Raw genomic sequence first — 22942 nt, forward strand, 5'->3', positions numbered from 1 at the left:
TCAAATCCACTTCGCACTTGCCTTTTTCTGTAAAAAGGGGTGTCATTATCCAACTTTTTTCAAATTAGCTGATGGACATGCCTAATTTAAACACAACACATCAATTTGATGTGATTATTGTGGGAAGTGGTGGTGCAGGTTTGAGTTTAGCACTCTCATTACCCCAGCATTTCAATATTGCCGTTTTGGCGAAATCTACCCTTACTGAAGCCAGCACTTTCTATGCGCAAGGCGGTGTCGCGGCAGTTCTTGATGAAACAGATTCAATTGAACAACACATAGATGACACTATGATTGCAGGTGCGCATTTATGTGAAATGGATGCTGTCAAGCAAACCGTAGAAGGCGGCAAACCTTCGGTAGATTTTCTGCTGAGACAAGGTGTTCAATTTACTTTAGATGAACAAGAACAGTTGCACTTAACCCGTGAAGGCGGTCACTCACAGCGACGTATTATTCATGCAGCCGATGCAACAGGACGCGCAATTTCGACCACTTTAGTACAACGTGTCCAAGAACAGCAAAACATCACCATTTTTGAAAATTTTATTGCGATTGACCTAATTACCTCGCAAAAATTAGGTTTAAATGAAAGCAATCGCACTTTAGGCTTATATGCACTAGATGAAAAAACACAAAAAGTGCATAGCTTCCTTGCTCCGTTTACCGCACTTGCCTGCGGTGGTGCAATGAAAGCCTATCTATATACATCTAACCCAGACATTGCCACAGGTGATGGTATGGCCATGGCATACCGTGCAGGTTGCCGTGTGGCAAATATGGAGTTTAATCAATTCCACCCGACCTGTTTGTATCATCCCCAAGCACGTTCGTTTTTAATTACTGAAGCCATGCGTGGTGAAGGTGCATATTTGCGTTTACCCGATGGTGAGCGTTTTATGCTGCGTTTTGATGAGCGTGCAGAATTGGCGCCACGTGACATTGTAGCACGTGCGATTGACTATGAAATCAAACGCTTAGGTATTCGTCATGTGTGGTTAGACATCACCCATAAACCTGCAGAATTTGTGAAAGAACACTTCCCAACGCTGTATGCACGTTTACTGGAATTGGGCATTGATATCACTACCGATATGATTCCTGTTGTACCTGCCGCCCACTACACTTGTGGCGGAGTAATGGTGGATGAACATAGCCAAACCGATATTGCTGGTTTATATGCGATTGGTGAAACTTCTTATACAGGTTTGCATGGTGCTAACCGTATGGCAAGTAACTCTCTTTTAGAATGTTTTGTCTATGGAATGGCTGCCGCCAAACATATTGAAGCCCATTACACTGCAGATTATAGCTCGCCTGAAGTTCCTGCTTGGGATGATTCGCAAGTGACGAATCCTGACGAAGATGTGGTGATTTTACAAAACTGGGATGAGCTACGCGCAACCATGTGGAACTATGTCGGCATTGTACGCACCACCAAGCGTTTAGAGCGTGCCTTGCACCGCATTGAAATGCTGAAACGTGAAATCACCGAGTATTATCAGGACTATCAAGTCAGTAAAAACTTGATTGAGCTGCGTAATTTGGTTCTGGTTTCTGAAATGATTGTGCGCTGTGCCATGCAACGCAAAGAATCACGTGGTTTACACTTCACGCTAGATTATCCAGAGCTTGCGCCTGAATTGCGTAAAACTGTGCTTATTCCACCAAACTTCCAAGTGGAAACCCCATTGGTGAATGAGTGATCTGATTGCTTGTTACACAACAGCATTTGCATAAAAGTATCTGTGAATAAAGTGCATTTGAATTCTAATGCAAGAAAGCACCGAATCGTGTTCCATAACACGATTCGATATTTTATCATTTTGAATATGATGACGTTAACTTACTAAACCTCCCCCCAAGAATTCATCAAGTTGAGTTTTAGATTACGGCTGCAACTTGAGTACCATCTTGAATAAATGCTTCTAAGCGAACTTGACCAGCCAATAGTTGCTGTAATTGGTGGCTAATTATGTACTGCAATTGCTGCCGTGTCTGTTCGTCTATAGGCGCATTTTGCAATTGTTTTGACAAATGCTGTAATGCTGCTTGAGCCCCCAACTGCTGCATTTTAATTGCATACAGATAGCCCAACACCACTCCTTTCTGCACATAATTTGCAGCTAAATCATGCTGCAGATGATAAATCAAAGCACCCATCACCCGTTCATTGGCTGAGAGTTTACGCAAAGGGTCACGTGCCACACGCTGACACGGGTCTTTATAGGCATGTTCACATGAGTCCAGAAAGCTCTGTGCCAGATGCTTTAAGTTTTGCTGACGATGCGGCAACTGTGCAGCTAATCCCAACGCTACTTGTGCCGAAACAGCGCGGGTAAAATCTGCAACCAATGGGTCTGCCATTGCGACACCAATACTGTTATGCCCTATTAAACTGGATAACCAAGCCATCATGGCATGTACACCATTCCATAAACGATTTTTAATGAGTTGGATTTCGGCAATATCATCTACCAAAATCATTTGACGCATGTGTTGCAATAATGGACTGGCATTTTCCACATAAATAGGCATGTCACTTTCAGCATGAAATAAAATTAAATCCATACTTTGCAAAATGTGACTGGGCTGAAAATTGCGTCTTAAATCTTCTACATATAAGGTGGCTTGACGCTCTTGCTCAGGCTGCAATCGAGTATTGTCTTCAATTTCAATTGGCTCTGCTTCGTCATCCAACTGAAATTGCTTAAAAATATTATACTTGATGCGTAATTGGCGATATAAGTTTTGATCGCTTAATTTAGAGACCATTCTATTTACGACAGTATCGCAAAAATAATGCTGCTCCATAATTTTGGCTGCCGTATCGGGATCCAACAACGCCTCTAACGCCTGATGAATATGCGTCATCAAGAGCTGTTTTGCCCCAACTTTATTTAAAATTACCAAAATAGTTAAAGGCTGATGGAGTTCAAATTGCGCTATAAAACGGGCATATAAGCCCTGCGCAATTACTTTAGCCTCTTGCTGTAAAGCATGTTCAGGCAAACATAATGCAATTAGGCTCGACTCCACATACATTTGCTGCATCTGCTGCAAGTTCTCCGCATCAATGATGTGCATATTTTCAATTCGTTCATCATAAGAACATTGTCCATAACGAATTGAATACGTTCCAAAGGCGTTTACTGCAGAACGATATAAGGTATTCCGTGTAGAAGCATAAATACGTTTAGGACGGGTATAGCCATCCCAGTGCGATAAAATTTGGGCCAAATAGCCCCCACCTATTGCACCAAAACCATGAATCCCCACACTCAACTGATTTAAAGTTTGCGGGAAGGCCTCTTGTAAACTCGGCATTTCCAATACAGGAATAACTTGATTTAAGTCATCTAAATAAGCTTGCATACTTGCGTAATAATGCTGCGTGAGTGACAACATATTAGCATTAGGTTTTTTTATATCCCGAAATAGTATGGTTATGCCACCCGCTGCATGTGCAGATTTGATTCCATTTTCAGAATCTTCCAGCATGAAACATTCGCTGGGTTCTAGATTAATTTTTTGTGCGGCTGTTATAAAAATTTCAGGATGTGGCTTGCCCTGTTGCACCTCATCGCCACAAACTAATACATCAAAAAACTTATAGACATTGGCATTAATCAAATATTCTTCGGCAATGGCACGACGACTAGACGTAGCAACCGCCATTCTCAAGCCAGACTTTCGTAACCGCTCTAATACCTGCAACAAACCTTTTTTAATGGGCACACCAAAATTGCGCACACTTTCTAGTTCTAGTTCATCAGCACGCTGACGGATCTCACGGTAAGGAATGTCTGCACCATATTCTGCTTGCGCCAGTTGTTCAGCGCTCTTTGCACTCAAACCCAAACATTGCATGAGGTATACGTCTGAAAATTCAACGCCAATGAGCTCCTGAGATGCCTGCTTCAATGTTTGAAACCGTAATCGTTCAGTATCAAACATTGTTCCATCCATATCAAAGATTGCTCCATGAACAATATTGTTCTTAAATTTAAGCATTTAGCTCCCTTGTTTTATCACTTACGGGTTGCTAGCTTAGACAAAAGCAGATTTGATCTATATGAAAAACATAAAATGAAATATTTGTGATTATTTTTTAACCAATCAAACCCTGATTTTCATGTAGTATGTGTACATATGTAACAACATGGTAAATATAAGTAACTAAAATTAAGATAAAGCTGACTTTATTCTCAGCCAATCTGTGGAATCGAATACGTCCCTGTGACATGCGCCACGGCATCATCTACACCTTCGGAATATACCCAAACCTCACCGACCACGAGGTTTTTCCCTACTTTCATTAAGCGACATTCACCACGTAAATTACGCCCTGCTGCGGGCTTGCGTAAAAAGTTGATGTTTAAATTACTGGTCACCGCCAAAGCCACCAAACCCAACTCCCCTAAAATGGCGATATAAAGTGCATAGTCTGCAACAGTCATCATAGTCGGCCCTGATACCGTACCACCTGGGCGTAAATCACGTTCATCGATGTGATAATTCACCAATGCCCCACGTGGCGTGATGGACACAATTTCACATTTTTCCAAACTTTGCGGAAACTCAACTTTTAAAAATTCAATAATTTCGTCTTTGGTCATATTTACTATTCGCTATTATTTAAATAAAAAAATCTTCTAAAGCATTTCCACTATAGAAGATTTTTCCATTCAATCAAATGCATAACCATGACCCATTGGCTTGTTATACCTTTGTTTGTTATGCCTTAGCTTGCAAATAGTGCATCGCCTGTGCAAATACTTGATCGGGGCTTTGTGTTGCATCTAAGCGCTTCACTCGCTCAGGGTGTCGCTCCCACAAAGTTTGATAGCCACCTCTTACTTTCTCAAAGAAAGTTGCTTTCTCTTGTTCAAAACGATCAAGTTCACCACGTGCCCGTGCACGGGTCATACCCAGTTCAATCGGTGCATCCAGCCAGAAAGTTAAGTCAGGCATACGTGCCACAAAGTTATTATTTAAAGTCTGCAACTTGCTTTCACTCAAACCACGTCCTGCACACTGATAAGCAAAACTCGCATCACTAAAACGGTCACACAGTACAGTTTTTCCTGCAGCCAACGCAGGTAAAATCACCCGATCTAAATGCTGTGCACGCGCTGCATACATCAACAATAACTCAGTGTCTGAACACATTTTTTCTTCATGGTTGACCTCGAGCAACAAAGCACGAATTTGCTCTGCCATAGGGGTTCCACCCGGTTCACGGGTTAAAACCACCGACTGACCTTGTGCAGTAAAATAATCATGAATACGGCGAATAAGTGTAGTTTTGCCTACCCCTTCAGTACCTTCAAAACTGATAAACATGCTTATTCCCCTGATTTTTTCGTGCGTAGTACGTTTAAATATTCCTGTACGGCACGGTTATGATCTTGCAAATTGGTGCTAAATTTATGCCCACCGTTACCTGTCGCGACAAAATAAATATTGTCAGATTGGTCTGGATGCATAGCCGCTTCAATGGCTTTTTGACTTGGCAAAGCAATTGGTGTTGGCGTTAAGCCACTCATGGTATAGGTGTTGTATGGCGTTGGAGTGCGTAAATCCTGACGGGTGATATTGCCCTGATAACGGTCACCCATACCATAAATCACGGTTGGGTCAGTCTGTAAACGCATCCCCAGTTTTAAACGACGTACAAACACACCCGAAACCTGCTCTAATTCAGCATCAACATTGGTTTCTTTTTCAATAATAGATGCCATGATTAAAGCTTCATATTTATTTTTATAGGGCAAATCTGCTGCACGATTATTCCAAGCATCATCCAATGATTTCATTTGACGCTGATATAAATCGGTTAATATTTTACGGTCAGTTTCACCTTTGGCAAAGAAATAAGTATTCGGCGCAAATAAACCTTCGGGATGTGTAAAAGGAATATTTAAAGCTTTTAGCATTTGATCATACGGCAAATGCGACACTTCTTTGGTGACCAACTCATCTTTCTTTAACGCATCAATCAATTGTTTAAAAGTCGTGCCTTCGATCACCAAAATACGGTTCATTTGTGCATTTTCAGCATTGGCGATCATTTCCATAACCTGACGCACACTCATGCCCTGACGGACTTCATACACGCCTTTTTTCATGCTGTCGTGAATCATCACTCGTTGATACAGCTTTAAAACAATTGGAAAATTCACATGATCTTGTTCTGCCAAACGATCAATAAAGCGTGAATAGGTATCACCATCATTAATCGCCAATAATTGTTTTTTGCCTTCAACAGGATAATCTTTAAATAAGCTTGACCATAAGATCATGCCAATGACCAAAAACAGTCCGAGTACAAAAATAAGCGCACCCTGAATAGCACGCTTAGACCATATAGGTTTGGTTTTCTTTTTAGATTTTGATGGACGCTTAGACATAAGAATGAATCTGATTCAGTTGAAGTTGCTTAAATAGTTCCACACACGGCTGCACATCTAAAACCTGCTGCCCTAAATGGCTGACAATTTTCATGGGCGTTAAGGCATTACAGAAAAACAGACTTTGAATCTGCGCAATTTCCGAAACATGAACATCACGCTGTTCACAATGCAAATTCTGTTGTTGCATGCGCGATAAAATTTCTGCCCGCATGACACCGTGCACGCCATTATAACCAAGTTGCGGGGTAATCCATGTATTGTTTATACGAATGAAACAATTACTACTCACACCTTCAACCACACTGCCCTGTACATCAGTAACCAAAGCTTCTGTCCAGCCTTTTTGATCGGCTTCTTGTTTGAGCAATACCTGTTCAAGTCGGTTTAGACTTTTCAGCCCAACTAAATTCGGCATGCTTAGTCCAATCGCTTGTGCCAAGATGCCACTTTGAATGATGTCATAATGATATGCCGTATCTAAAGCCGCTTGTACTTGTGGATAGAAAAACACCCAAACATCGGCAGGATGATCAGGCAAACTGTAACCTCGCTGCCCCACACCACGACTTAAAACAATCTTTAAAGTACCGTTTAATTCACCATGCGCCTGCTTTAAAAGTGTCAGCGTTTCAGTGATTAACTCAAGATTGGCATTTAAAGAAAGTTGGCGATTAGCATATTGCAAACGCGCCAAATGGCGGTCAAGTAATTCAATTTGATTTTGGCGAATACGTGCAGTGCTAAAGCATCCATCACCATAATGAAACGCGCGATCTAACACATGAATCTGCTCGGTAGGCTTGGCATTTTTATAACACTGCATGGAAGAAGTACTCGTTATTTATCTCTAAATATAGAAAACAATGAAGAAATTTATATTTATCATTTACTGATATTCACCGCATTTTAAATTATTTTTTCAGCAAATAGACTACCGATATGCTTGCCTCATTCAACAACAGATTTAATACCTGAGGTCAAACATGAACTTTACAAAACTGAAAATTGGACTACTGGCGGCAGTACTTTCGGCAACAACCTTGAGCGTTTCTGCAAAAGACTTTCTGAATGTTTCCTACGATCCAACCCGTGAATTATACGATAACTTTAACAAAGATTTCGGTGCGTACTGGAAAAAAGCCACCGGGCAAAACATTAACTTTAAACAATCACATGGCGGTTCGGGCAAACAGGCACGTGCGGTGATTGATGGTCTAGGTGCCGATGTCGTGACTTTGGCACTGGCTGCCGATATTGATGAAATTGCCAAACGCGGTCTATTACCTAAAGACTGGCAAAAGAAATTTCCGCACAACTCGACCCCTTATACATCCACAATTGTATTTTTAGTGCGTAAAGGCAACCCGAAAGGTATTCGAGATTGGGGCGATTTGGTCAAACCTGGTGTGGAAATCATTACTCCAAATCCAAAAACATCTGGCGGTGGACGCTGGAACTATTTGGCAGCGTGGGCATGGGCAAAACATCAACCTGCGGGCAATGATGCTAAAGCGCAAGAGTTTGTTCGCCAAATTTATAAACAAACCAAAGTATTGGATTCAGGCGCACGTGGCTCAACCACCACTTTTGCAGAACGTGGCATTGGTGATGTTTTGTTAGCTTGGGAAAATGAAGCCTATTTAGCCGTGCGTGAACAACCGGGTAAATTTGAGATCATCACGCCTTCTCTATCTATTTTGGCTGAACCGCCTGTGGCGATTGTAGAGAAAAATGTGCAAAAAGATGGCAATCAACACTTAGCCAAAGCCTATTTAAACTATCTCTATTCGCCTGCGGGTCAAAACATTGCTGCGAAGAATTATTACCGACCACGTAATGCTACGGTGTTGGCACAATATAAGTCGCAATTTAAACCCTTAAAACTCGTGACCATTGATCAAGAGTTTGGTGGATGGAGCAAAGTTCAGAAACAACACTTTGAAAATGGCGGTATTTTCGATCAGATTATCAAAGCCAACCAAACCAAATAATACTCCGAAAGGTAAATCATACCAAAGCTCTAGCTGAAAACACCCAAATTGAAAAATGCGGGTGTTTTCACAAACGCATTTTTACCTGATTCACATATATCTCTTTTATTCATATAAAATTCATTTTTAATTATTTTTTTTGCATAGAAACTCTAGTTATCCTTGTTGCAGATTATTTAAAACATGAATTTTACAGCATTATCTTACTGAGTTTTGAATCCAAGTGATCACAGCCAAAGCTGAAAATGATGGGTTCAATTCATATTCAAGCGTTATTCAGATCATTATTTCAGGCTGAAATATGCGAAGGAGCATCGACATGATTCATACCGTAATTGTTCCAGGTGTAGGTGGCAGTGAATATGCGCACTGGCAATCTTGGTTACAACGACAACTCATGTCTTGCTCGCGTGTACAACAGTCAGACTGGAATAGCCCAATTTTACAGAACTGGGTTGCTGAATTTGTCAAAACAGTTGCCCCGATTCAGAACGATATTCAAATTGTGGCGCACAGCTTTGGTTGTCTGACCACAGTGGCAGCCTTAGCACAGCAACCTAAATTGCAGGCGAAAATTAAAAATGTGGTTTTGGTTGCACCTGCTAACCCTGCCCGTTTTGGTGAATCTGGTTTTGCACAACACAGCCAAAGCAATTATTCGGCTTATTTTCAGCAACTTAAATTGGCTGTACCGACACGCTTATTGATCAGTGAAAATGACCCGTGGCTAAGTTTTGCAGATGCACAGGCACTTGCCCAAGCATGGCAATTAACACCGATTAATTTAGGACAAGTGGGTCATATTAATGTTGCATCAGGCTTTGGGGCATTTCCTGAAATTTATGATTATTTGATTGCAGAAAATATGCAATCACATATCAGTATTTCTGATAACAACAAGTATTTATTCAAATTTGCAATTTAATCTTCGCAAATTATGCTTGTGCCGAATTTATCTTTTACTTTTATCTGTTTGTTTTTAAACACTCATTCTCTCTTTTGAGGAGTCATCATGTCGCAGCGATCCAAAGTGCTGCCAGGATTTGGTCTTTCTCTAGGCTTTACCCTAGCGTATTTATCCTTAATTGTTCTTATTCCCTTATCGGCTGTATTTATTAAATCGCTGGGTATCGGTTGGGATGGTTTATGGGAAATTTTAAGTTCAGAACGTATCCAAAAATCTTTGCAACTCAGTTTTAGCGCTGCGCTCATTGCAGCCTTTATTAATGTCGTCTTCGGCTTATTATTGGCATGGTGTTTGGTACGATACAGCTTTCCGGGCAAACGTATTATAGATTCTTTGGTCGATTTACCTTTTGCATTGCCTACTGCAGTTGCGGGTATTGCCCTGACTTCTTTATACGCACCGACTGGCTGGATTGGACAATATTTAGAACCATTAGGCATTAAAGTCGCGTATACCCCTATCGGGATTACCCTTGCCCTGATTTTTATTGGTATTCCATTTGTTGTGCGTACCGTGCAACCCGTACTCAGTGACTTAGAAACCGAGTTGGAAGAAGCAGCATCTGCGCTAGGGGCTAACCGCTTTCAAATTGTCACCAAAGTGATTTTCCCTATTTTATTGCCTGCACTGATTACAGGTTTTGCCCTCGCATTTGCGCGTGGCGTGGGTGAATATGGCTCGGTGATATTCATTGCGGGTAACCAACCATTTAAAACTGAAATTGCACCCTTAATGATTATTTCCCGTTTGGAAGAATATGACTATGCAGGTGCAACCACAATTGCTGTGGTGATGTTGCTGATTTCTTTTGTCATGCTGTTCCTGATTAACTTATTACAAGCATGGGCAAGTCGTCGCACAGGGAGAACTGCACGATGAGTTTAAATACCAACAGCAATGCTTTGGCTGAAAAACTACAATCACGCGATGCAACACGTGAACCGACTTGGGTACGCTATACCCTGATTGCAATTGCCTTCATTTTCTTCTTAAGCTGTCTGATTTTGCCGCTGATTTTGGTTTTTGTCGAAGCGTTTAAACAAGGCATTGGTGTCTATGCCCAAGCATTGGTGCATCCTGACACTTTATCGGCAGTGAAATTAACCTTACTCACTGCAGCCATTGCCGTACCTTTAAACGTGGTATTTGGTATTGCCGCAGCGTGGTCAGTGGCGAAATTCAATTTCCGTGGTAAGTCGATTCTCACCACCTTAATTGATATGCCTTTTTCAGTTTCTCCTGTCATTGCAGGTTTAATGCTAGTCCTGATTTTTGGTACACAAGGTTGGATGGGCGGCTGGTTGATGGAACACGACATCAAAGTTTTATATGCCGTGCCTGCAATTGTGATTGCCACCATCTTCATTACTGTACCTTTTGTGGCGCGTGAATTGATTCCTTTAATGGAAGCGCAAGGCACAGAGGAAGAAGAAGCTGCGATTGTATTAGGTGCATCGGGTTGGCAGACCTTCTGGAAAGTCACTTTGCCAAATATAAAATGGGGTTTAATTTACGGCGTGATTCTGTGTAATGCCCGCGCAATGGGTGAGTTTGGCGCGGTATCTGTGGTATCGGGGCATATTCGCGGAGAAACCAACACCCTACCGCTGCACGTCGAAATTCTCTATAACGAATATACCTTTAGTGCTGCGTTTGCGGTGTCCTCTCTCTTGGCACTTCTCGCGATTGTGACCCTGATTTTAAAAACTTGGGTTGAAATTCGCCAAGAAAAGCAAAACCAACGCAATGAAGATTCAACTGTTTCTTAAGGAATGACCGCATGAGTATTCAAGTTAAAAATATTGAAAAAAATTTTGGTGCATTCCATGCACTTAAAGACATCTCCCTCGATTTTCCAGATGGTCAATTGGTGGCACTGCTTGGACCTTCAGGCTGTGGTAAAACCACCTTGTTGCGTATTATTGCGGGTTTAGAATCGGCAGATCGAGGACAAGTCATTTTAGAAGGTCAGGATGCAACCGATGTGCATGTACGTGAACGTCAAGTCGGTTTCGTTTTCCAGCACTATGCCTTATTCCGCCACATGACTGTATTTGACAATATCGCGTTTGGTTTACGGGTACGTCCACGTGCAACCCGACCTTCAGAAGCTGAGATTAAAAAACGTGTTATGCGTTTGCTCGACTTGGTACAGTTAAGCTTTTTAGCAGACCGTTATCCTGCGCAGTTATCGGGTGGACAACGTCAACGTATTGCTTTGGCACGTGCCTTAGCGGTAGAACCACGCGTATTGTTATTGGATGAACCTTTTGGTGCGCTTGATGCCAAAGTGCGTAAAGAATTACGTCGTTGGTTAAGAACTTTGCATGATGAATTACACATCACTTCAATTTTCGTGACCCACGATCAGGAAGAAGCACTCGAAGTTGCCGATCAAATTATTGTCATGAACAAAGGTAATGTCGAACAAATTGGTTCACCGCGTGAAGTGTATGAACAGCCTGCAACTCCGTTTGTATTTGACTTCTTAGGTCAAGCCAACCGTTTTGAAGGACAACATCATCAAGGGGTTGTGCAAATTGGTGAAGATCGCGTACAACTTCTCAATCAACCAAATGCACCACAAGGCAAAGTGATTGCATTTGCGCGTCCAGATGAGTTGCATATTCATGCCCAACCACAGGAAAATACCATTCAAGCGACCTTCTTACGTGAGGTTTGGATTGCTGGTAAAGTAGTTGCAGAATTGCAAGATCGCCAAGGGAATTTAATTGAAATTGCACTCACTGCAGATGAAGCGAAACTGCACCAATTCCGCCCAAATCAAACGGTTTGGTTAAGTGTAACCACTTTACATTTATTTGAAAATCAAGTCGCATAAGGACATCAAGATGGAGCCTAACCCGCTCCATCCTTTTTAGGGTTGCACCACTATGAACTTCCAACAACTTAGAATTATTAGAGAAACCGTTCGGCAAAACTTTAATTTAACCGAAGCGTCTGCGGCACTATACACTTCTCAATCGGGCGTGAGTAAGCACATTAAAGACCTTGAAGATGAGCTTGGTGTGCAGCTTTTTGTGCGCAAAGGCAAACGTCTACTAGGTTTAACCGAGCCAGGACAAGCTTTGCTGAGTATTGTCGAACGCATGTTGGTTGATGCAGATAACATTAAACGCCTTGCCGATGACTTTAATAAAGTCGATGAAGGCACGCTCACCATTGCGACTACACATACCCAAGCGCGTTATGTGCTGCCGCCTATTGTGAATTTGTTTAAAAAAGAATTCCCTAAAGTACATTTGATTTTGCAACAAGCCAGCCCTGTTGAAATTGCCGAAATGCTGCTACAAGGTGAAGCCGATATTGGTATTGCAACCGAATCTCTAACCACTGAAGAGAACTTGGCAAGTGTGCCTTATTATGACTGGCGCCACAGCATTATTACCCCGCAAGATCATCCTTTAGCCAGTAAAACTGAGATTAGCCTGACCGATTTGGCAGAATATCCAATCATCACTTATCACGGCGGCTTTACGGGACGTTCTAAAATTGACAAAGCATTTACCGATGCAGGAATTGATGTCAATATCGTTATGTCTGCACTTGATGCCGATGTTATTAAGACCTATGTTGAATTGGGCATGGGCGTAGGCGTGGTAAACAATGTGGCATACGATGCAGAACGCGATTACCGTCTAAAACAAATCCAGACCGATATTTTTGGGGTAAACACCACATGGATTGCGGTTCGCAAAGGACATTTACTACGTGGCTATGGCTATGAGTTTATTTCTTTATGTGCACCAAATGCCGATATTAAAGCGTTAAAGCGCATTGCTTATCCTGACGAATAACCCCATTCACATAAGAGAGCGCATTCGCTCTCTTATGTTTCATTATTTCGCCATGATCTTCGTTTATCTTAAAACAGGAAAATAATGTTTTAAATTGATTCAAATTATGCATAAAATATAATCAACAATAAAAATGATTATTTGATTTTAAACACAATTCTATAATTTAGACCAAGGGCGTAACATGAAATATCACATTTATACTGCGTTATTCTACGTGCTGCCCGTCGGTCATGTTTGTGCTGCAGGCTTAGAACGCAGCAATCAATCCATTCAAGCTTTCTTTGAAAAAGGCAATTATGCAGAAGTGTCTGTGCTGCAAGTCAACCCGAATGTTTCAGGAAAAGTGCAACCTGTTTCATCTCTAGGGAATCCTGAGTTTTCTACAGGCGATATGGTGAATAAGCAACACTACTTTCAAGCCGCCTTAAAACTACAACCGCATCCACAAGTTTCGGTCGCATTATTATTTGACCAACCTTTTTTTACGGATGTGGATTATCAGTTCAACACGACTCACCCCTCTTCAGAAATTGCAGACGTTGAATTCGATTCAAACAACATGACTGCACTGGTCGGCTATCAACCAAATACAAACTGGAATCTGTTTACGGGTGTGAGCTACCAATCCTTTTCAGGGAATCTCAGAATTGGTACACACGTCGAAAATTTTTACGTTGATTATGCTGTGCATTTCCCTAAAGATCACGCTTGGGGCTGGCTGGTAGGTGTCAGCTATCAGCTTCCTGAATATGCTTTCACTACTGCTATTACCTATCGTTCTAAAATTAAGCACCATACCAATGCTAGCGAAAGTTTTTGGGGGTTTCCTCTAGAGATTGCACCACAGCATGCGACTACTATTCAAACACCAGAATCGATTAATCTAGATTTTCAAACAGGTTTACCTGCCCAAAATTTTCTCTATGCATCATTAAGATGGGTGAATTGGCAAGATTTTGAAATTCAGCCCACACAATATGCTGCAATGCTACAGCAAGTACCCAATATGAATTTAAATCTGATTGATTACCAAAAAAATCAGTGGTCGGTACGTTTGGGTGTAGCGCATCAATGGTCACCCAAATGGATCACTGCTGTTGAAGGATTGTGGGACTCAGGTGCAGGAAACCCAGCTTCCAGCTTCAACCCTGTAGATGGTTATTTAGGTTTAGGTACTGGCCTTATTTATAATTTCACCCCTAAAACTTTTGTGATTAGTGGGATTCATTATTTGTACTTTAATCAACCAAAGAATGCACAAGGGTCTTCTTTTCTTTCACAAAACTCACACTTTTCACAACTCGAAGAACGGGATGCTTGGATTTATCATCTCAAACTTGCACACCGTTTTTAAGCCACAAAAAAACGAGCCGCAGCTCGTTTTTTAAGGTTTAGCTAAAGCTAACGGATATTACCAATGGTAACTTACACCTAGTTTAGCTACTGGCATCCATTCGTATTTGTCATCATTACGGATTTTTTGTGCTTCGGCACGTACAGATTCTGCAATTGGTACTCCACCATCTAGATTACCATATTCCTCTAACTCAACTGTCGGATTTCCAGTGTAGTAAGCACCAACTTCACCAAATACGCCCCAATTATTGTTAATCTTTGGAGCAAAACCTAGACCTAAATATGGCGCAATGTCATTTTCATAAGCGAGTTTGCCTTTTACACCACCCTCACCAATATAAGCAACATCATTTACATGAATAGTTCCTTGAGCATTTTTATTTCGCTTATCTAAGCCGTATTCATTGTCAATATAACCAACACCAGCAGCTACATAAACGCCTTGTGCCCATTTACTTGGACTTGCACCCCATGGGCGAATTTCAGCATTTAAATAGGTCAAGTTATTGTCCATATCCATATCGTACTTAGTACCATTAATAGATAAGTCATCTGACCAAGAAATATCACCACCGTTATAACCTAAAGCTAAGCCAACGTACGGGTTTGCAGTCCAAAGTAAGGCACCACCATAACCAGTTGTACCGACTTCAGCACGAACACCTGTTGGAATGAGTTGGTTACGGTCAAATGCATAACCATCTTGCACAACAGCTGTATCTGCCATTGCAGAACCTGCAGCTGCTGCCAATACCGAAGCGGCTAAAATTGTGTGTAAAGATTTCATTGTGTTTCTCCTCAAACTAAAACTTTTTGAATTTTCATTCGTGTTTGTCATGAGAAAACTATAGAGCATGTTGCGGTCAGCTTTTATGCAAAATTTACCCCGTTTTTGTTATTTTTTGATACAAATTTATTCTTATTGTTTATTGCAAAAGCATTTATTTTCAAAACTTCAACAATTTAGCGCGCAACTTAACTTGTTTATCTTACTAAGGATAAATTCCAATCTGTTCCAATTTTTATCTATTCCTCACTCAATATAGTGTAAAATCTTTGGAAAATTTTTTTCTGGTAAGAACATCGATGTCTCAGCTTTCAACAATCATTGAACAAGCATTTGAAGACCGCGCTAATTTCAGCGCTGCAGATTGTCCCGCTGAAATTCGTCAGGCAGTTGAACAAGCAATTGCAGGTTTAGATAACGGCACATTACGCGTTGCTGAAAAAATTAATGGTGAGTGGATCGTTCACCAATGGTTAAAAAAGGCAGTTTTGTTATCTTTTAAACTCAATGATAACAAGCCAATTGAATCTTGCGATTTGCGTTTCTACGACAAAGTAGACACGAAATTTACAGGTTGGACTGACGAGCAATTCAAACAAGCAGGTGTGCGTGTTGTACCGCCAGCAGTTGCACGTAAAGGTTCATTCCAAGCCAAAAATGTGGTGTTAATGCCATCTTATGTCAATATTGGCGCTTATGTAGATGAAGGCACCATGGTTGATACATGGGCAACGGTAGGTTCATGTGCACAAATTGGTAAAAACGTGCATTTATCGGGTGGTGTAGGTATTGGTGGTGTACTTGAGCCACTTCAAGCAAACCCAACTATTATTGAAGACAACTGCTTCATTGGCGCACGTTCTGAAATTGTTGAAGGCGTGATTGTGGAAGAAGGTTCTGTCATTTCTATGGGCGTTTATATTGGTCAATCGACCAAAATTTATGACCGTGAAACTGGCGAAATCCATTATGGTCGTGTACCTGCAGGTTCGGTGGTAGTTTCTGGTAACCTGCCTTCTAAATGTGGCACTTATAGCTTGTATGCTGCTATCATTGTGAAGAAAGTAGATGCGAAAACCCGTGCAAAAACCAGCTTGAACGATTTATTACGCGAAGACTAATTTCCTTTCAGTCTTCAGCATCTCTACGATCAGCAATGACCGTAGGGATTTTTGTTTTTTTACATACTGTGATGAATTTTATGAATACCCTCCGATCTTCCGCTATTCCTGTTTCTGATCCGTCTGCGGGTTTACGCATCACGGAGATTTTCTATTCATTGCAGGGCGAAGCCAATACATCGGGCTTGCCAACCGTGTTTATTCGTTTAACGGGTTGTCCATTGCGTTGCCATTACTGTGATACCACTTATTCTTTTGAAGGTGGCGAACGTCAATCTTTAGATGACATCATCCAAACCACGCTAGAATTTAAAACACCGTATGTATGTGTGACGGGCGGTGAACCTCTGGCTCAACCGAATGCACTGCCACTCATGCAACGCTTGGCAGATTTAGGTTGTGAAGTGTCTTTGGAAACCAGTGGAGCTTTAGATATTTCTAAAGTGGATAACCGTGTGTCGAAGGTGCTGGATTTAAAAACCCCTGCATCGGGTGAAATGTCACGCAACTTATTATCAAATTTAGATTTTTTAAACCCACATGATCAAATCAAATTTGTGATTTGCAATCATGACGATTATCTTTGGGCGAAGCAGCAAGTTGAGCAATATCAGTTGCATAAAAAAGTCGATACAGTGTGGTTCTCCCCTGCATTTGCTGTCGAAAAAGGTGCAGTCGCCTTGCCACAACTTGCACGTGATTTGGCACAGTGGATTTTAGCCGACCATCTCCCTGTTCGTTTCCAATTGCAATTACATAAATTGCTTTGGAATGATGAAACAGGTCGTTAATCTCCTCACGAATCCCCATTCGTATTGACGTCAATCTTCACACTTTTGCTCAAGTTCTATCGCTATATTTTAAAATTTGGAGTTCAATTATGCGCCCTCGTGCCATTGTATTGTTATCTGGTGGATTAGACTCAACCACGTGTTTGGCATGGGCACAAGCGCGTTATGAATGTATTGCACTTAGTTTTATGTATGGTCAACGCTCGACTACAGAGCTAGATGCTGCACGTGCCTTGACTAAAAATGCAGGCATTGAGCATCGTGTGATTAATATTGATTTAGGCAACTTGGGCGGTTCTGCCCTGACCGATCACAGCATTGAAGTACCTGATCATGAGCAAGAAGGTATTCCTGTGACTTATGTGCCTGCGCGTAATACCATCTTCCTGTCTTATGCTTTGGCAGCTGCCGAAGTTTTTGATGCAGAAGCAATTGTGATTGGTATTAATGCGGTAGATTATTCGGGCTATCCTGACTGTCGTCCTGAATTTATTGATGCTTTTGCCAATATGGCACGCTTGGCAACCAAAGTTGGCGTAGAAGGCAAACCGTTAAAATTTGAGACACCTTTGTTACATTTATCCAAAGCAAATATTATTCGCTTAGGTATTGAACATGGCGTAGACTATAGTCAAACGGTTTCTTGCTACCAAGCAGATGACCAAGGACGTGCTTGTGGTAAATGTGACAGCTGTCGCTTACGCAAACAAGGTTTTGCCGATGCCGGTGTTGCAGACCCAACGCGTTATATACCGTCATAACAAGGTAAAGTGTATGAAAAATTTAAAATCAAACATTATAGTTTCTGCGATTATGTCTGTTGCTGCATTATTCGCAACAACGACACACGCAAATAATGACAAGTTGCAACAAGCATATAAAAGCACCAATGTAAAAGCAGCTTTAATTAATGTTTGTAAAGAAGAAACTGCAAAAGGCAAAAAACTGACTACAGCTGAAGTAAGCAAATATTGTACTTGTGCAGTAGAAGCAGATGGTAAATTAACCAACGCTCAAAAATGGGAAATTCAAAGCGCAATTAACCAGAAAAAGAGCCCTGCGACTTTAGCTTTTGTACAAAAGCAAAATAAAGATTTGCAAACTTGTTTTGGTCCTCAGCTTACAGGTAAATTAAAAACCTTAACTGAAGAAGCAATGAAAGCGGCTGAGAAAAAATAATTTTTCTTAACAATTTCAACTAGCCACTTTATGTGGCTAGTTTTTTATGTGCATGATTTTGGAGAAAAATATGAGCACGACAATTCAATTACCAAATCAAGCTTTTCCTGCAACCACAGGCGAAGTCAATTTAACCGAACTTGGTACAGATTGGTTAGTGGTGTATTTTTACCCGAAAGATTCTACCCCAGGCTGCACCACACAAGCTGTCGATTTTACTGCGCTAAAGCCACAATTTGATGCGCTTAATACCACCATCATTGGCATTTCGCGCGACTCAGTCAAAGCCCATCAAAACTTTACCGAAAAACAATCTTTAGGCATCAACTTGATTAGCGATAAAGAAGAAGTATTGTGTCAGTTGTTTGATGTGATTAAAGAAAAAAATATGTATGGCAAAAAAGTTATGGGCATTGAACGCTCTACTTTTATTTTCCATCAAGGTCAATTACTGAAAGAATATCGTAAAGTCAAAGCTGCAGGACATGCCGAGCAAGTGCTTGCGGATTTAACCGCTTTACAGGCTTAATTTTCGGCCTCTAAAAAAACACAATGTTCTGGATGATTGAAAGCTTTTTCAATCATCCTTTTTCATTTAAAAACTGGATTACTCCGTCAAATTACTGCTGTCCTGCTGCTGGTATTTGTCTTGTAATTGACGATAAATTTCCGTGTTTTGAAATGCGGTTAAGAAATCAATTGTGCCTTGCGGGAAAAAATTAGGCTGTATTTCCCCACGATAATAAGCCTCACGTGCAGGCGTAGCAGACATGGCATCTTGCAAGCTGTCTAATTCTACCATCTCCCATTCAGGGAAAAACTTTAAATAATAAGACGAGTCATCTTTAAAATGCCCAATTAAACCAACACGATCTTGCGGTTGAATCAATTCACCGACTAAAGATTTGACTAGTTTTTGCCATTTTTCATCATTGTAGACATCTACGACATGCACAAACTTAATCCGTTCTTGCATCTCAGGTGAAAAGTTAGACAAAATCATCTGCTCACGTTCTTTGGCTAAAAACGGATTTTTTAAATTGCGCTCATTTTGTGCAGAACCTAATGCCAAAATCACATAATGACTACGTGCTAACGCAATTTGAATGGTTTGCAAATGCGCCAAATGAAATGGCTGAAAGCGGCCAATGAAAACCAAATAATCAAACGTATATTGCATAATAAATACGCCAATCCTAATTTTGATAACAACATGATGCTATCTGATACGCGGAAATGTCATCCACAACCTGCGTGGTATCAACTCATTATTGTTTTTGCAAGATAATAAATCAAAAACAATAATTGGGCAGGTTTCGTGGATGACAAATGGTTTTGCCTACTTTTGCCAAAACAAAAGTAGGTCGAACCGAAGGTTAATCCTAAAATAGAATTAATAGACGTTAAGATTCCGCCTTGCTTATTCATTTTTTAAATGAACAACCCCAAATTCTAAATAAATTTCACATTGAATTAGGAACGCAAATCTCATCATTCACTAACTTTTTATGAACTCATGAGTTGTGCCAGCGCTGCGAATTTGCGACATAATGAGCCATAAATTCAAACCAATCAAAGCAAGGATAGTACGATGACACTGAGCTGTATTCAACAACCTCACCCACATTTGAATGCGAATTTAGACAATGGCGTACTGACTTTAGCCATCAACCGACCAGAAGCAAAAAACGCGCTGTATGGTGAATTATATTTGTGGATTGCACAAGCCTTAGATGAAGCAGATCAGTCCAACGCAGTACGTTGTGTAATTTTACGTGGCACAGATGCAGATTTTAGTGCTGGCAATGACATGCAAGACTTTATGAAGTCTGCTGCACTTAAAGGACAACTACCTGCTGCCGAAGGCCCTCCATTCATCTTATTAAAATCTGCAGCTAAGTTTTCTAAACCGCTGATTGCAGCTGTACGTGGGGTGGCAATTGGCATTGGTGTCACAATTCTATTACATGCAGATTTGGTATATAGCGACAATACTGCCCTATTCCAAATTCCATTTGTGAGCTTGGGCTTATCGCCTGAAGGTGCATCAAGCAAACTTCTAGTAGAACAAGCAGGCTATCACAAAGCGGCTGAACTGTTGCTAACTGCACAAAAATTCAATAGCGAAACGGCATTATCGGCAAATTTAGTTAATAGCATTGAAACCGATGTCTATGCAACGGCGCAACAAAAAGCAGCACAATTGGCAGCTTTACCATTGGCATCACTTAAACAATCTAAAGCCCTCATGAAACATAATGTCAATGAAATTGTGGCGTGGATTGACCATGAAGCAGAGATTTTTATGCAACGTGTCGGCTCAGCAGAAATGATGGAAGCGGTGCAGGCCTTTATGCAAAAACGTAAACCTGATTTCAGCCAATTTAATTAAACGTTGTTTAGCTGAAATGTACTTACACCCATTTCAAGTAAACTAGACGTTTTAAAACCACATTCATTTTGGCTGAATGTGGTTTTTTCTTTATTCGCCCCCATATTCTGCAATGAGCTGTCAATCATTAAAAAATTGAGGAAAATTGTAATGTCTAATCCAAATCCAGCCGATGTTAAAGCTGAAAAAAAAGAACGTTATTTTGAACCTGCACCACAAGATATTGATGTAGAAAACTTTAAAAAAGTCATTCAAAGCCGTCGTTCGGTGCGTAAATTTACCGACAAAGCCATTCCTGCGGAAGTATTGGATGATTGTTTAGATATGGCTTTATTGGCACCAAACTCATCTAATTTACAACCGTGGACTTTTGTCGTGGTGCAAAATCCTGCCAAGAAAAAACAACTGGTTAAAGCCTGCTTAGGACAAATCGCTGCTCGTACTGCAGCAGAGCTAATCGTGTGTATTGCACGTACAGACCGTGTTGATGAAATGGCAAAAAAGAATATCAGCGAGTTCCCTTTTCCTGAAGCACCTGCTTCAGTCAAAAAATATTACAAGTTTATTCCTTATAACTACATGACTGGCTACTTAAACGCAGTAGGTAACTTTAAGAAAGTCACTTTCAAAATTGCACGTAGTTTAGATAAACAATTACCTGTGACTGCATTTAACCCTGCAGATGCCAAACTTTGGGCAAGTAAAACTACAGCACTCGCCTGTGAAAATATGGTCTTGGCCCTTCGCGCACACGGTTTTGATAGCTGCATGATGGAAGGTTTTGATGAGCCGATGGTACGCAAACTCTTAAAACTGAATGATCAACAATTTCCAGTGATGGTGATTGCTGCAGGTGAACGTGCCGAAGATGGTGTCTTTTTCCCGCAATACCGTTTTGACCGTGACCTGTTTATTCAGAAAGTCTAGGGGCTGTTAACATTTCATAAATGGCTTGCGCTGTAGGCTAAAACTGAGCAGATTAGGCATGAAACGCAAGGAATAGCGAGACTATTGCCAAGTTTCATAACGTAATCTGAGAAAGTTTTAGCCACATGAGCAAGAACAAAGCGCTGCTTTGTTTGCTGCGCAAGGGGACGAGCATATTTTTTGCTGCTATTGCGTTATGAGTCAGTCATTTAGAATAACTAAATTTCCTGCCCCATGCCTTATATCAGCTAAAAAACCTTGCGAGATATATCTCTCACGTCGCAAACATAGATGAAGTGTCAACAGACCCTAATATTTCAACTGTATTTTTAAAACCTAGCCACATTTTGACTCGTGATAAGGCGACAAGGATGTCGCCCGTTAGACTGTGGTACAGGACGTACCATCAGTCTAACAGAGGGCTTTTGTTACTTTTCGCCCGTGAAAAGTAAAATCTATCTACGCAACTTATATTTGCCCCAATCCATATATGAGTGATCGTACAATTCTATTTTTCTTTAAAAATTGGTATTTAAGTCTTTAAAAATTGGTATTTAAGTCTTTAAAAATTAATATCTAAAAGTTGCATAAACTCAAAGGCAGGCTCTTCGTAAGGATGGCTTGCCTTGAGCGCTTTTGCGACTGCCTGAGCATTTTGCTCAGGTACAATGGTTTCCACGCGCCATTCGGCAACGTGTTCCAAAGCATCTAACTCACCAATAAAAGGATTTGCTCCTTTTACAGGTTTAAATTGCCCTGTGCCTAAAACCTGCCATGCACAATGTTCATAATTGCCAATTCCACCTGCACCCGCTGCAAAAATAGCCAGTTTGGTTTCTTCAAGATGAGATTCAGGCACATAATAAATCAGTTTGAGCATATTTAACCCCAGTTACGGATAAGCCAAAGATTTAATCACATGAATTTTAGGCTTATTCTTTTGGCAAAGTTGATACGCACATAGTGAAGAAAATACGCCTGCTAAAAAACCAGCAATCGAACGATGTTTACTCGTAACTAAGTGATATTTTTCTTTCAATAATCCTATCAATGTTTCAATTCTTTTGCGTTGTCGTAGATGAAATTCATCAGAAAATGGCAATAAGGTCACTCTCATATTTTTTCTTGGATAAGTAATTAAATCAATGCCTTGCTCTTTAAGTGTTTCTTTCAATGGTTGGCTAATGTAGCCTC

Annotated in this window: 24 protein-coding genes; 15 read left to right on the forward strand and 9 right to left on the reverse strand. The window is 40.8% G+C overall.

The window, feature by feature from the left end:
- The first annotated feature begins 71 nt into the window (after positions 1 to 71).
- Positions 72 to 1706: an L-aspartate oxidase gene (gene nadB, locus FTU35_RS04275; protein WP_154320890.1), complete on the forward strand. Its 1635-nt coding sequence runs from the start codon at positions 72 to 74 to the stop codon at positions 1704 to 1706.
- A 178-nt stretch (positions 1707 to 1884) separates the two neighbouring features.
- Here nadB and mtlD read toward each other — a convergent pair whose 3' ends face one another.
- From mtlD to pabC, 5 genes are all read right to left on the reverse strand, one after another.
- Complete coding sequence (gene mtlD / locus FTU35_RS04280; RefSeq protein WP_179991211.1) at positions 1885 to 4014, reverse strand: bifunctional mannitol-1-phosphate dehydrogenase/phosphatase; 2130 nt, start codon at positions 4012 to 4014, stop codon at positions 1885 to 1887.
- Positions 4015 to 4208: 194 nt separating this feature from the next.
- Complete coding sequence (locus tag FTU35_RS04285; RefSeq protein ID WP_096901103.1) at positions 4209 to 4619, reverse strand: PaaI family thioesterase; 411 nt, start codon at positions 4617 to 4619, stop codon at positions 4209 to 4211.
- A gap of 118 nt (positions 4620 to 4737) precedes the next feature.
- Positions 4738 to 5346 carry a dTMP kinase gene (tmk, locus tag FTU35_RS04290; RefSeq protein ID WP_131261157.1) on the reverse strand — a complete coding sequence of 203 codons (609 nt, stop codon included), beginning with the start codon at positions 5344 to 5346 and terminating at the stop codon, positions 4738 to 4740.
- Positions 5347 to 5348: 2 nt separating this feature from the next.
- Complete coding sequence (mltG, locus tag FTU35_RS04295) at positions 5349 to 6413, reverse strand: endolytic transglycosylase MltG (RefSeq protein WP_131261158.1); 1065 nt, start codon at positions 6411 to 6413, stop codon at positions 5349 to 5351.
- Positions 6406 to 7239 carry an aminodeoxychorismate lyase gene (pabC, locus tag FTU35_RS04300; protein WP_154320893.1) on the reverse strand — a complete coding sequence of 278 codons (834 nt, stop codon included), beginning with the start codon at positions 7237 to 7239 and terminating at the stop codon, positions 6406 to 6408. Before pabC ends, mltG begins: the two co-directional genes overlap by 8 nt.
- A gap of 160 nt (positions 7240 to 7399) precedes the next feature.
- Here pabC and FTU35_RS04305 point away from each other — a divergent pair, with 160 nt between their 5' ends.
- From FTU35_RS04305 to FTU35_RS04335, 7 genes are all read left to right on the forward strand, one after another.
- Positions 7400 to 8407, forward strand: coding sequence for a sulfate ABC transporter substrate-binding protein (locus FTU35_RS04305; RefSeq protein ID WP_180064520.1), 1008 nt, complete (start codon positions 7400 to 7402; stop codon positions 8405 to 8407).
- 319 nt (positions 8408 to 8726) lie between these two features.
- The gene (locus tag FTU35_RS04310) at positions 8727 to 9332 is read left to right on the forward strand and encodes an alpha/beta hydrolase (RefSeq protein ID WP_096901106.1); all 606 of its coding nucleotides are present in this window, start codon (positions 8727 to 8729) and stop codon (positions 9330 to 9332) included.
- A gap of 87 nt (positions 9333 to 9419) precedes the next feature.
- Positions 9420 to 10253: a sulfate ABC transporter permease subunit CysT gene (cysT, locus tag FTU35_RS04315; protein WP_004971748.1), complete on the forward strand. Its 834-nt coding sequence runs from the start codon at positions 9420 to 9422 to the stop codon at positions 10251 to 10253.
- On the forward strand, positions 10250 to 11143 hold the full coding sequence (cysW, locus tag FTU35_RS04320) for a sulfate ABC transporter permease subunit CysW (RefSeq protein WP_096901108.1): 894 nt from the start codon (positions 10250 to 10252) through the stop codon (positions 11141 to 11143). Before cysT ends, cysW begins: the two co-directional genes overlap by 4 nt.
- A gap of 11 nt (positions 11144 to 11154) precedes the next feature.
- Positions 11155 to 12216: a sulfate/molybdate ABC transporter ATP-binding protein gene (locus tag FTU35_RS04325; RefSeq protein WP_179990088.1), complete on the forward strand. Its 1062-nt coding sequence runs from the start codon at positions 11155 to 11157 to the stop codon at positions 12214 to 12216.
- A 52-nt stretch (positions 12217 to 12268) separates the two neighbouring features.
- Positions 12269 to 13192 carry a CysB family HTH-type transcriptional regulator gene (locus tag FTU35_RS04330; RefSeq protein WP_131261163.1) on the forward strand — a complete coding sequence of 308 codons (924 nt, stop codon included), beginning with the start codon at positions 12269 to 12271 and terminating at the stop codon, positions 13190 to 13192.
- 184 nt (positions 13193 to 13376) lie between these two features.
- Complete coding sequence (locus FTU35_RS04335; protein ID WP_180064521.1) at positions 13377 to 14549, forward strand: outer membrane protein transport protein; 1173 nt, start codon at positions 13377 to 13379, stop codon at positions 14547 to 14549.
- A 57-nt stretch (positions 14550 to 14606) separates the two neighbouring features.
- Here FTU35_RS04335 and carO read toward each other — a convergent pair whose 3' ends face one another.
- Positions 14607 to 15338, reverse strand: a complete 732-nt coding sequence (gene carO, locus FTU35_RS04340) for an ornithine uptake porin CarO (protein WP_179991214.1) — start codon at positions 15336 to 15338, stop codon at positions 14607 to 14609.
- A 299-nt stretch (positions 15339 to 15637) separates the two neighbouring features.
- Here carO and dapD point away from each other — a divergent pair, with 299 nt between their 5' ends.
- The 5 genes from dapD (at position 15638) to FTU35_RS04365 (ending at position 18958) form a co-directional block, all read left to right on the forward strand.
- A complete protein-coding gene (gene dapD, locus FTU35_RS04345; protein ID WP_004971762.1) occupies positions 15638 to 16459 on the forward strand; it encodes a 2,3,4,5-tetrahydropyridine-2,6-dicarboxylate N-succinyltransferase in 822 nt (273 codons plus the stop codon).
- Positions 16460 to 16539: 80 nt separating this feature from the next.
- A complete protein-coding gene (gene queE, locus FTU35_RS04350; RefSeq protein WP_136144777.1) occupies positions 16540 to 17250 on the forward strand; it encodes a 7-carboxy-7-deazaguanine synthase QueE in 711 nt (236 codons plus the stop codon).
- Between the two features lie 89 nt (positions 17251 to 17339).
- Positions 17340 to 18011: a 7-cyano-7-deazaguanine synthase QueC gene (gene queC, locus FTU35_RS04355; RefSeq protein ID WP_136144778.1), complete on the forward strand. Its 672-nt coding sequence runs from the start codon at positions 17340 to 17342 to the stop codon at positions 18009 to 18011.
- Positions 18012 to 18024: 13 nt separating this feature from the next.
- Positions 18025 to 18429 (forward strand): hypothetical protein, encoded by a 405-nt coding sequence (locus FTU35_RS04360; RefSeq protein WP_004971768.1) that lies wholly within the window; start codon positions 18025 to 18027, stop codon positions 18427 to 18429.
- Positions 18430 to 18499: 70 nt separating this feature from the next.
- Complete coding sequence (locus tag FTU35_RS04365; protein WP_096901114.1) at positions 18500 to 18958, forward strand: peroxiredoxin; 459 nt, start codon at positions 18500 to 18502, stop codon at positions 18956 to 18958.
- Between the two features lie 78 nt (positions 18959 to 19036).
- Here the strand turns inward: FTU35_RS04365 and FTU35_RS04370 are convergent, their stop codons facing one another.
- Positions 19037 to 19609, reverse strand: a complete 573-nt coding sequence (locus FTU35_RS04370; RefSeq protein WP_096901115.1) for a nicotinate-nicotinamide nucleotide adenylyltransferase — start codon at positions 19607 to 19609, stop codon at positions 19037 to 19039.
- A gap of 411 nt (positions 19610 to 20020) precedes the next feature.
- On the opposite strand from FTU35_RS04370, the gene FTU35_RS04375 reads away from it, so the two are divergent.
- The gene (locus tag FTU35_RS04375) at positions 20021 to 20821 is read left to right on the forward strand and encodes an enoyl-CoA hydratase-related protein (protein WP_096901116.1); all 801 of its coding nucleotides are present in this window, start codon (positions 20021 to 20023) and stop codon (positions 20819 to 20821) included.
- A 150-nt stretch (positions 20822 to 20971) separates the two neighbouring features.
- Entirely contained in the window at positions 20972 to 21748 is a 777-nt protein-coding gene (locus tag FTU35_RS04380) for a nitroreductase family protein (RefSeq protein WP_179991216.1), read from the forward strand.
- Positions 21749 to 22310: 562 nt separating this feature from the next.
- On the opposite strand, the gene FTU35_RS04385 is transcribed toward FTU35_RS04380, so the two are convergent.
- Together FTU35_RS04385 and FTU35_RS04390 are read right to left on the reverse strand one after the other, a co-directional pair.
- Positions 22311 to 22628 (reverse strand): NGG1p interacting factor NIF3, encoded by a 318-nt coding sequence (locus FTU35_RS04385; RefSeq protein ID WP_179991217.1) that lies wholly within the window; start codon positions 22626 to 22628, stop codon positions 22311 to 22313.
- Between the two features lie 12 nt (positions 22629 to 22640).
- Positions 22641 to 22942, reverse strand: a 302-nt coding sequence (locus tag FTU35_RS04390) for a transposase (protein ID WP_026438358.1), incomplete at its 5' end; no start/stop codon positions are given.

This window comes from Acinetobacter sp. YH12095 (assembly GCF_013419245.1).
Classification (GTDB): Bacteria; Pseudomonadota; Gammaproteobacteria; order Pseudomonadales; family Moraxellaceae; genus Acinetobacter; species Acinetobacter towneri.

Excerpts from the sequence above, each read along its gene's own strand:
- nadB (WP_154320890.1), top strand. The coding sequence starts at position 72 with ATGGACATGCCTAATTTAAACACAACACATCAATTTGATGTGATTATT.
- mtlD (WP_179991211.1), bottom strand. The coding sequence starts at position 4,014 with ATGCTTAAATTTAAGAACAATATTGTTCATGGAGCAATCTTTGATATG.
- FTU35_RS04285 (WP_096901103.1), bottom strand. The coding sequence starts at position 4,619 with ATGACCAAAGACGAAATTATTGAATTTTTAAAAGTTGAGTTTCCGCAA.
- tmk (WP_131261157.1), bottom strand. The coding sequence starts at position 5,346 with ATGTTTATCAGTTTTGAAGGTACTGAAGGGGTAGGCAAAACTACACTT.
- mltG (WP_131261158.1), bottom strand. The coding sequence starts at position 6,413 with ATGTCTAAGCGTCCATCAAAATCTAAAAAGAAAACCAAACCTATATGG.
- pabC (WP_154320893.1), bottom strand. The coding sequence starts at position 7,239 with ATGCAGTGTTATAAAAATGCCAAGCCTACCGAGCAGATTCATGTGTTA.
- FTU35_RS04305 (WP_180064520.1), top strand. The coding sequence starts at position 7,400 with ATGAACTTTACAAAACTGAAAATTGGACTACTGGCGGCAGTACTTTCG.
- FTU35_RS04310 (WP_096901106.1), top strand. The coding sequence starts at position 8,727 with ATGATTCATACCGTAATTGTTCCAGGTGTAGGTGGCAGTGAATATGCG.
- cysT (WP_004971748.1), top strand. The coding sequence starts at position 9,420 with ATGTCGCAGCGATCCAAAGTGCTGCCAGGATTTGGTCTTTCTCTAGGC.
- cysW (WP_096901108.1), top strand. The coding sequence starts at position 10,250 with ATGAGTTTAAATACCAACAGCAATGCTTTGGCTGAAAAACTACAATCA.
- FTU35_RS04325 (WP_179990088.1), top strand. The coding sequence starts at position 11,155 with ATGAGTATTCAAGTTAAAAATATTGAAAAAAATTTTGGTGCATTCCAT.
- FTU35_RS04330 (WP_131261163.1), top strand. The coding sequence starts at position 12,269 with ATGAACTTCCAACAACTTAGAATTATTAGAGAAACCGTTCGGCAAAAC.
- FTU35_RS04335 (WP_180064521.1), top strand. The coding sequence starts at position 13,377 with ATGAAATATCACATTTATACTGCGTTATTCTACGTGCTGCCCGTCGGT.
- carO (WP_179991214.1), bottom strand. The coding sequence starts at position 15,338 with ATGAAATCTTTACACACAATTTTAGCCGCTTCGGTATTGGCAGCAGCT.
- dapD (WP_004971762.1), top strand. The coding sequence starts at position 15,638 with ATGTCTCAGCTTTCAACAATCATTGAACAAGCATTTGAAGACCGCGCT.
- queE (WP_136144777.1), top strand. The coding sequence starts at position 16,540 with ATGAATACCCTCCGATCTTCCGCTATTCCTGTTTCTGATCCGTCTGCG.
- queC (WP_136144778.1), top strand. The coding sequence starts at position 17,340 with ATGCGCCCTCGTGCCATTGTATTGTTATCTGGTGGATTAGACTCAACC.
- FTU35_RS04360 (WP_004971768.1), top strand. The coding sequence starts at position 18,025 with ATGAAAAATTTAAAATCAAACATTATAGTTTCTGCGATTATGTCTGTT.
- FTU35_RS04365 (WP_096901114.1), top strand. The coding sequence starts at position 18,500 with ATGAGCACGACAATTCAATTACCAAATCAAGCTTTTCCTGCAACCACA.
- FTU35_RS04370 (WP_096901115.1), bottom strand. The coding sequence starts at position 19,609 with ATGCAATATACGTTTGATTATTTGGTTTTCATTGGCCGCTTTCAGCCA.
- FTU35_RS04375 (WP_096901116.1), top strand. The coding sequence starts at position 20,021 with ATGACACTGAGCTGTATTCAACAACCTCACCCACATTTGAATGCGAAT.
- FTU35_RS04380 (WP_179991216.1), top strand. The coding sequence starts at position 20,972 with ATGTCTAATCCAAATCCAGCCGATGTTAAAGCTGAAAAAAAAGAACGT.
- FTU35_RS04385 (WP_179991217.1), bottom strand. The coding sequence starts at position 22,628 with ATGCTCAAACTGATTTATTATGTGCCTGAATCTCATCTTGAAGAAACC.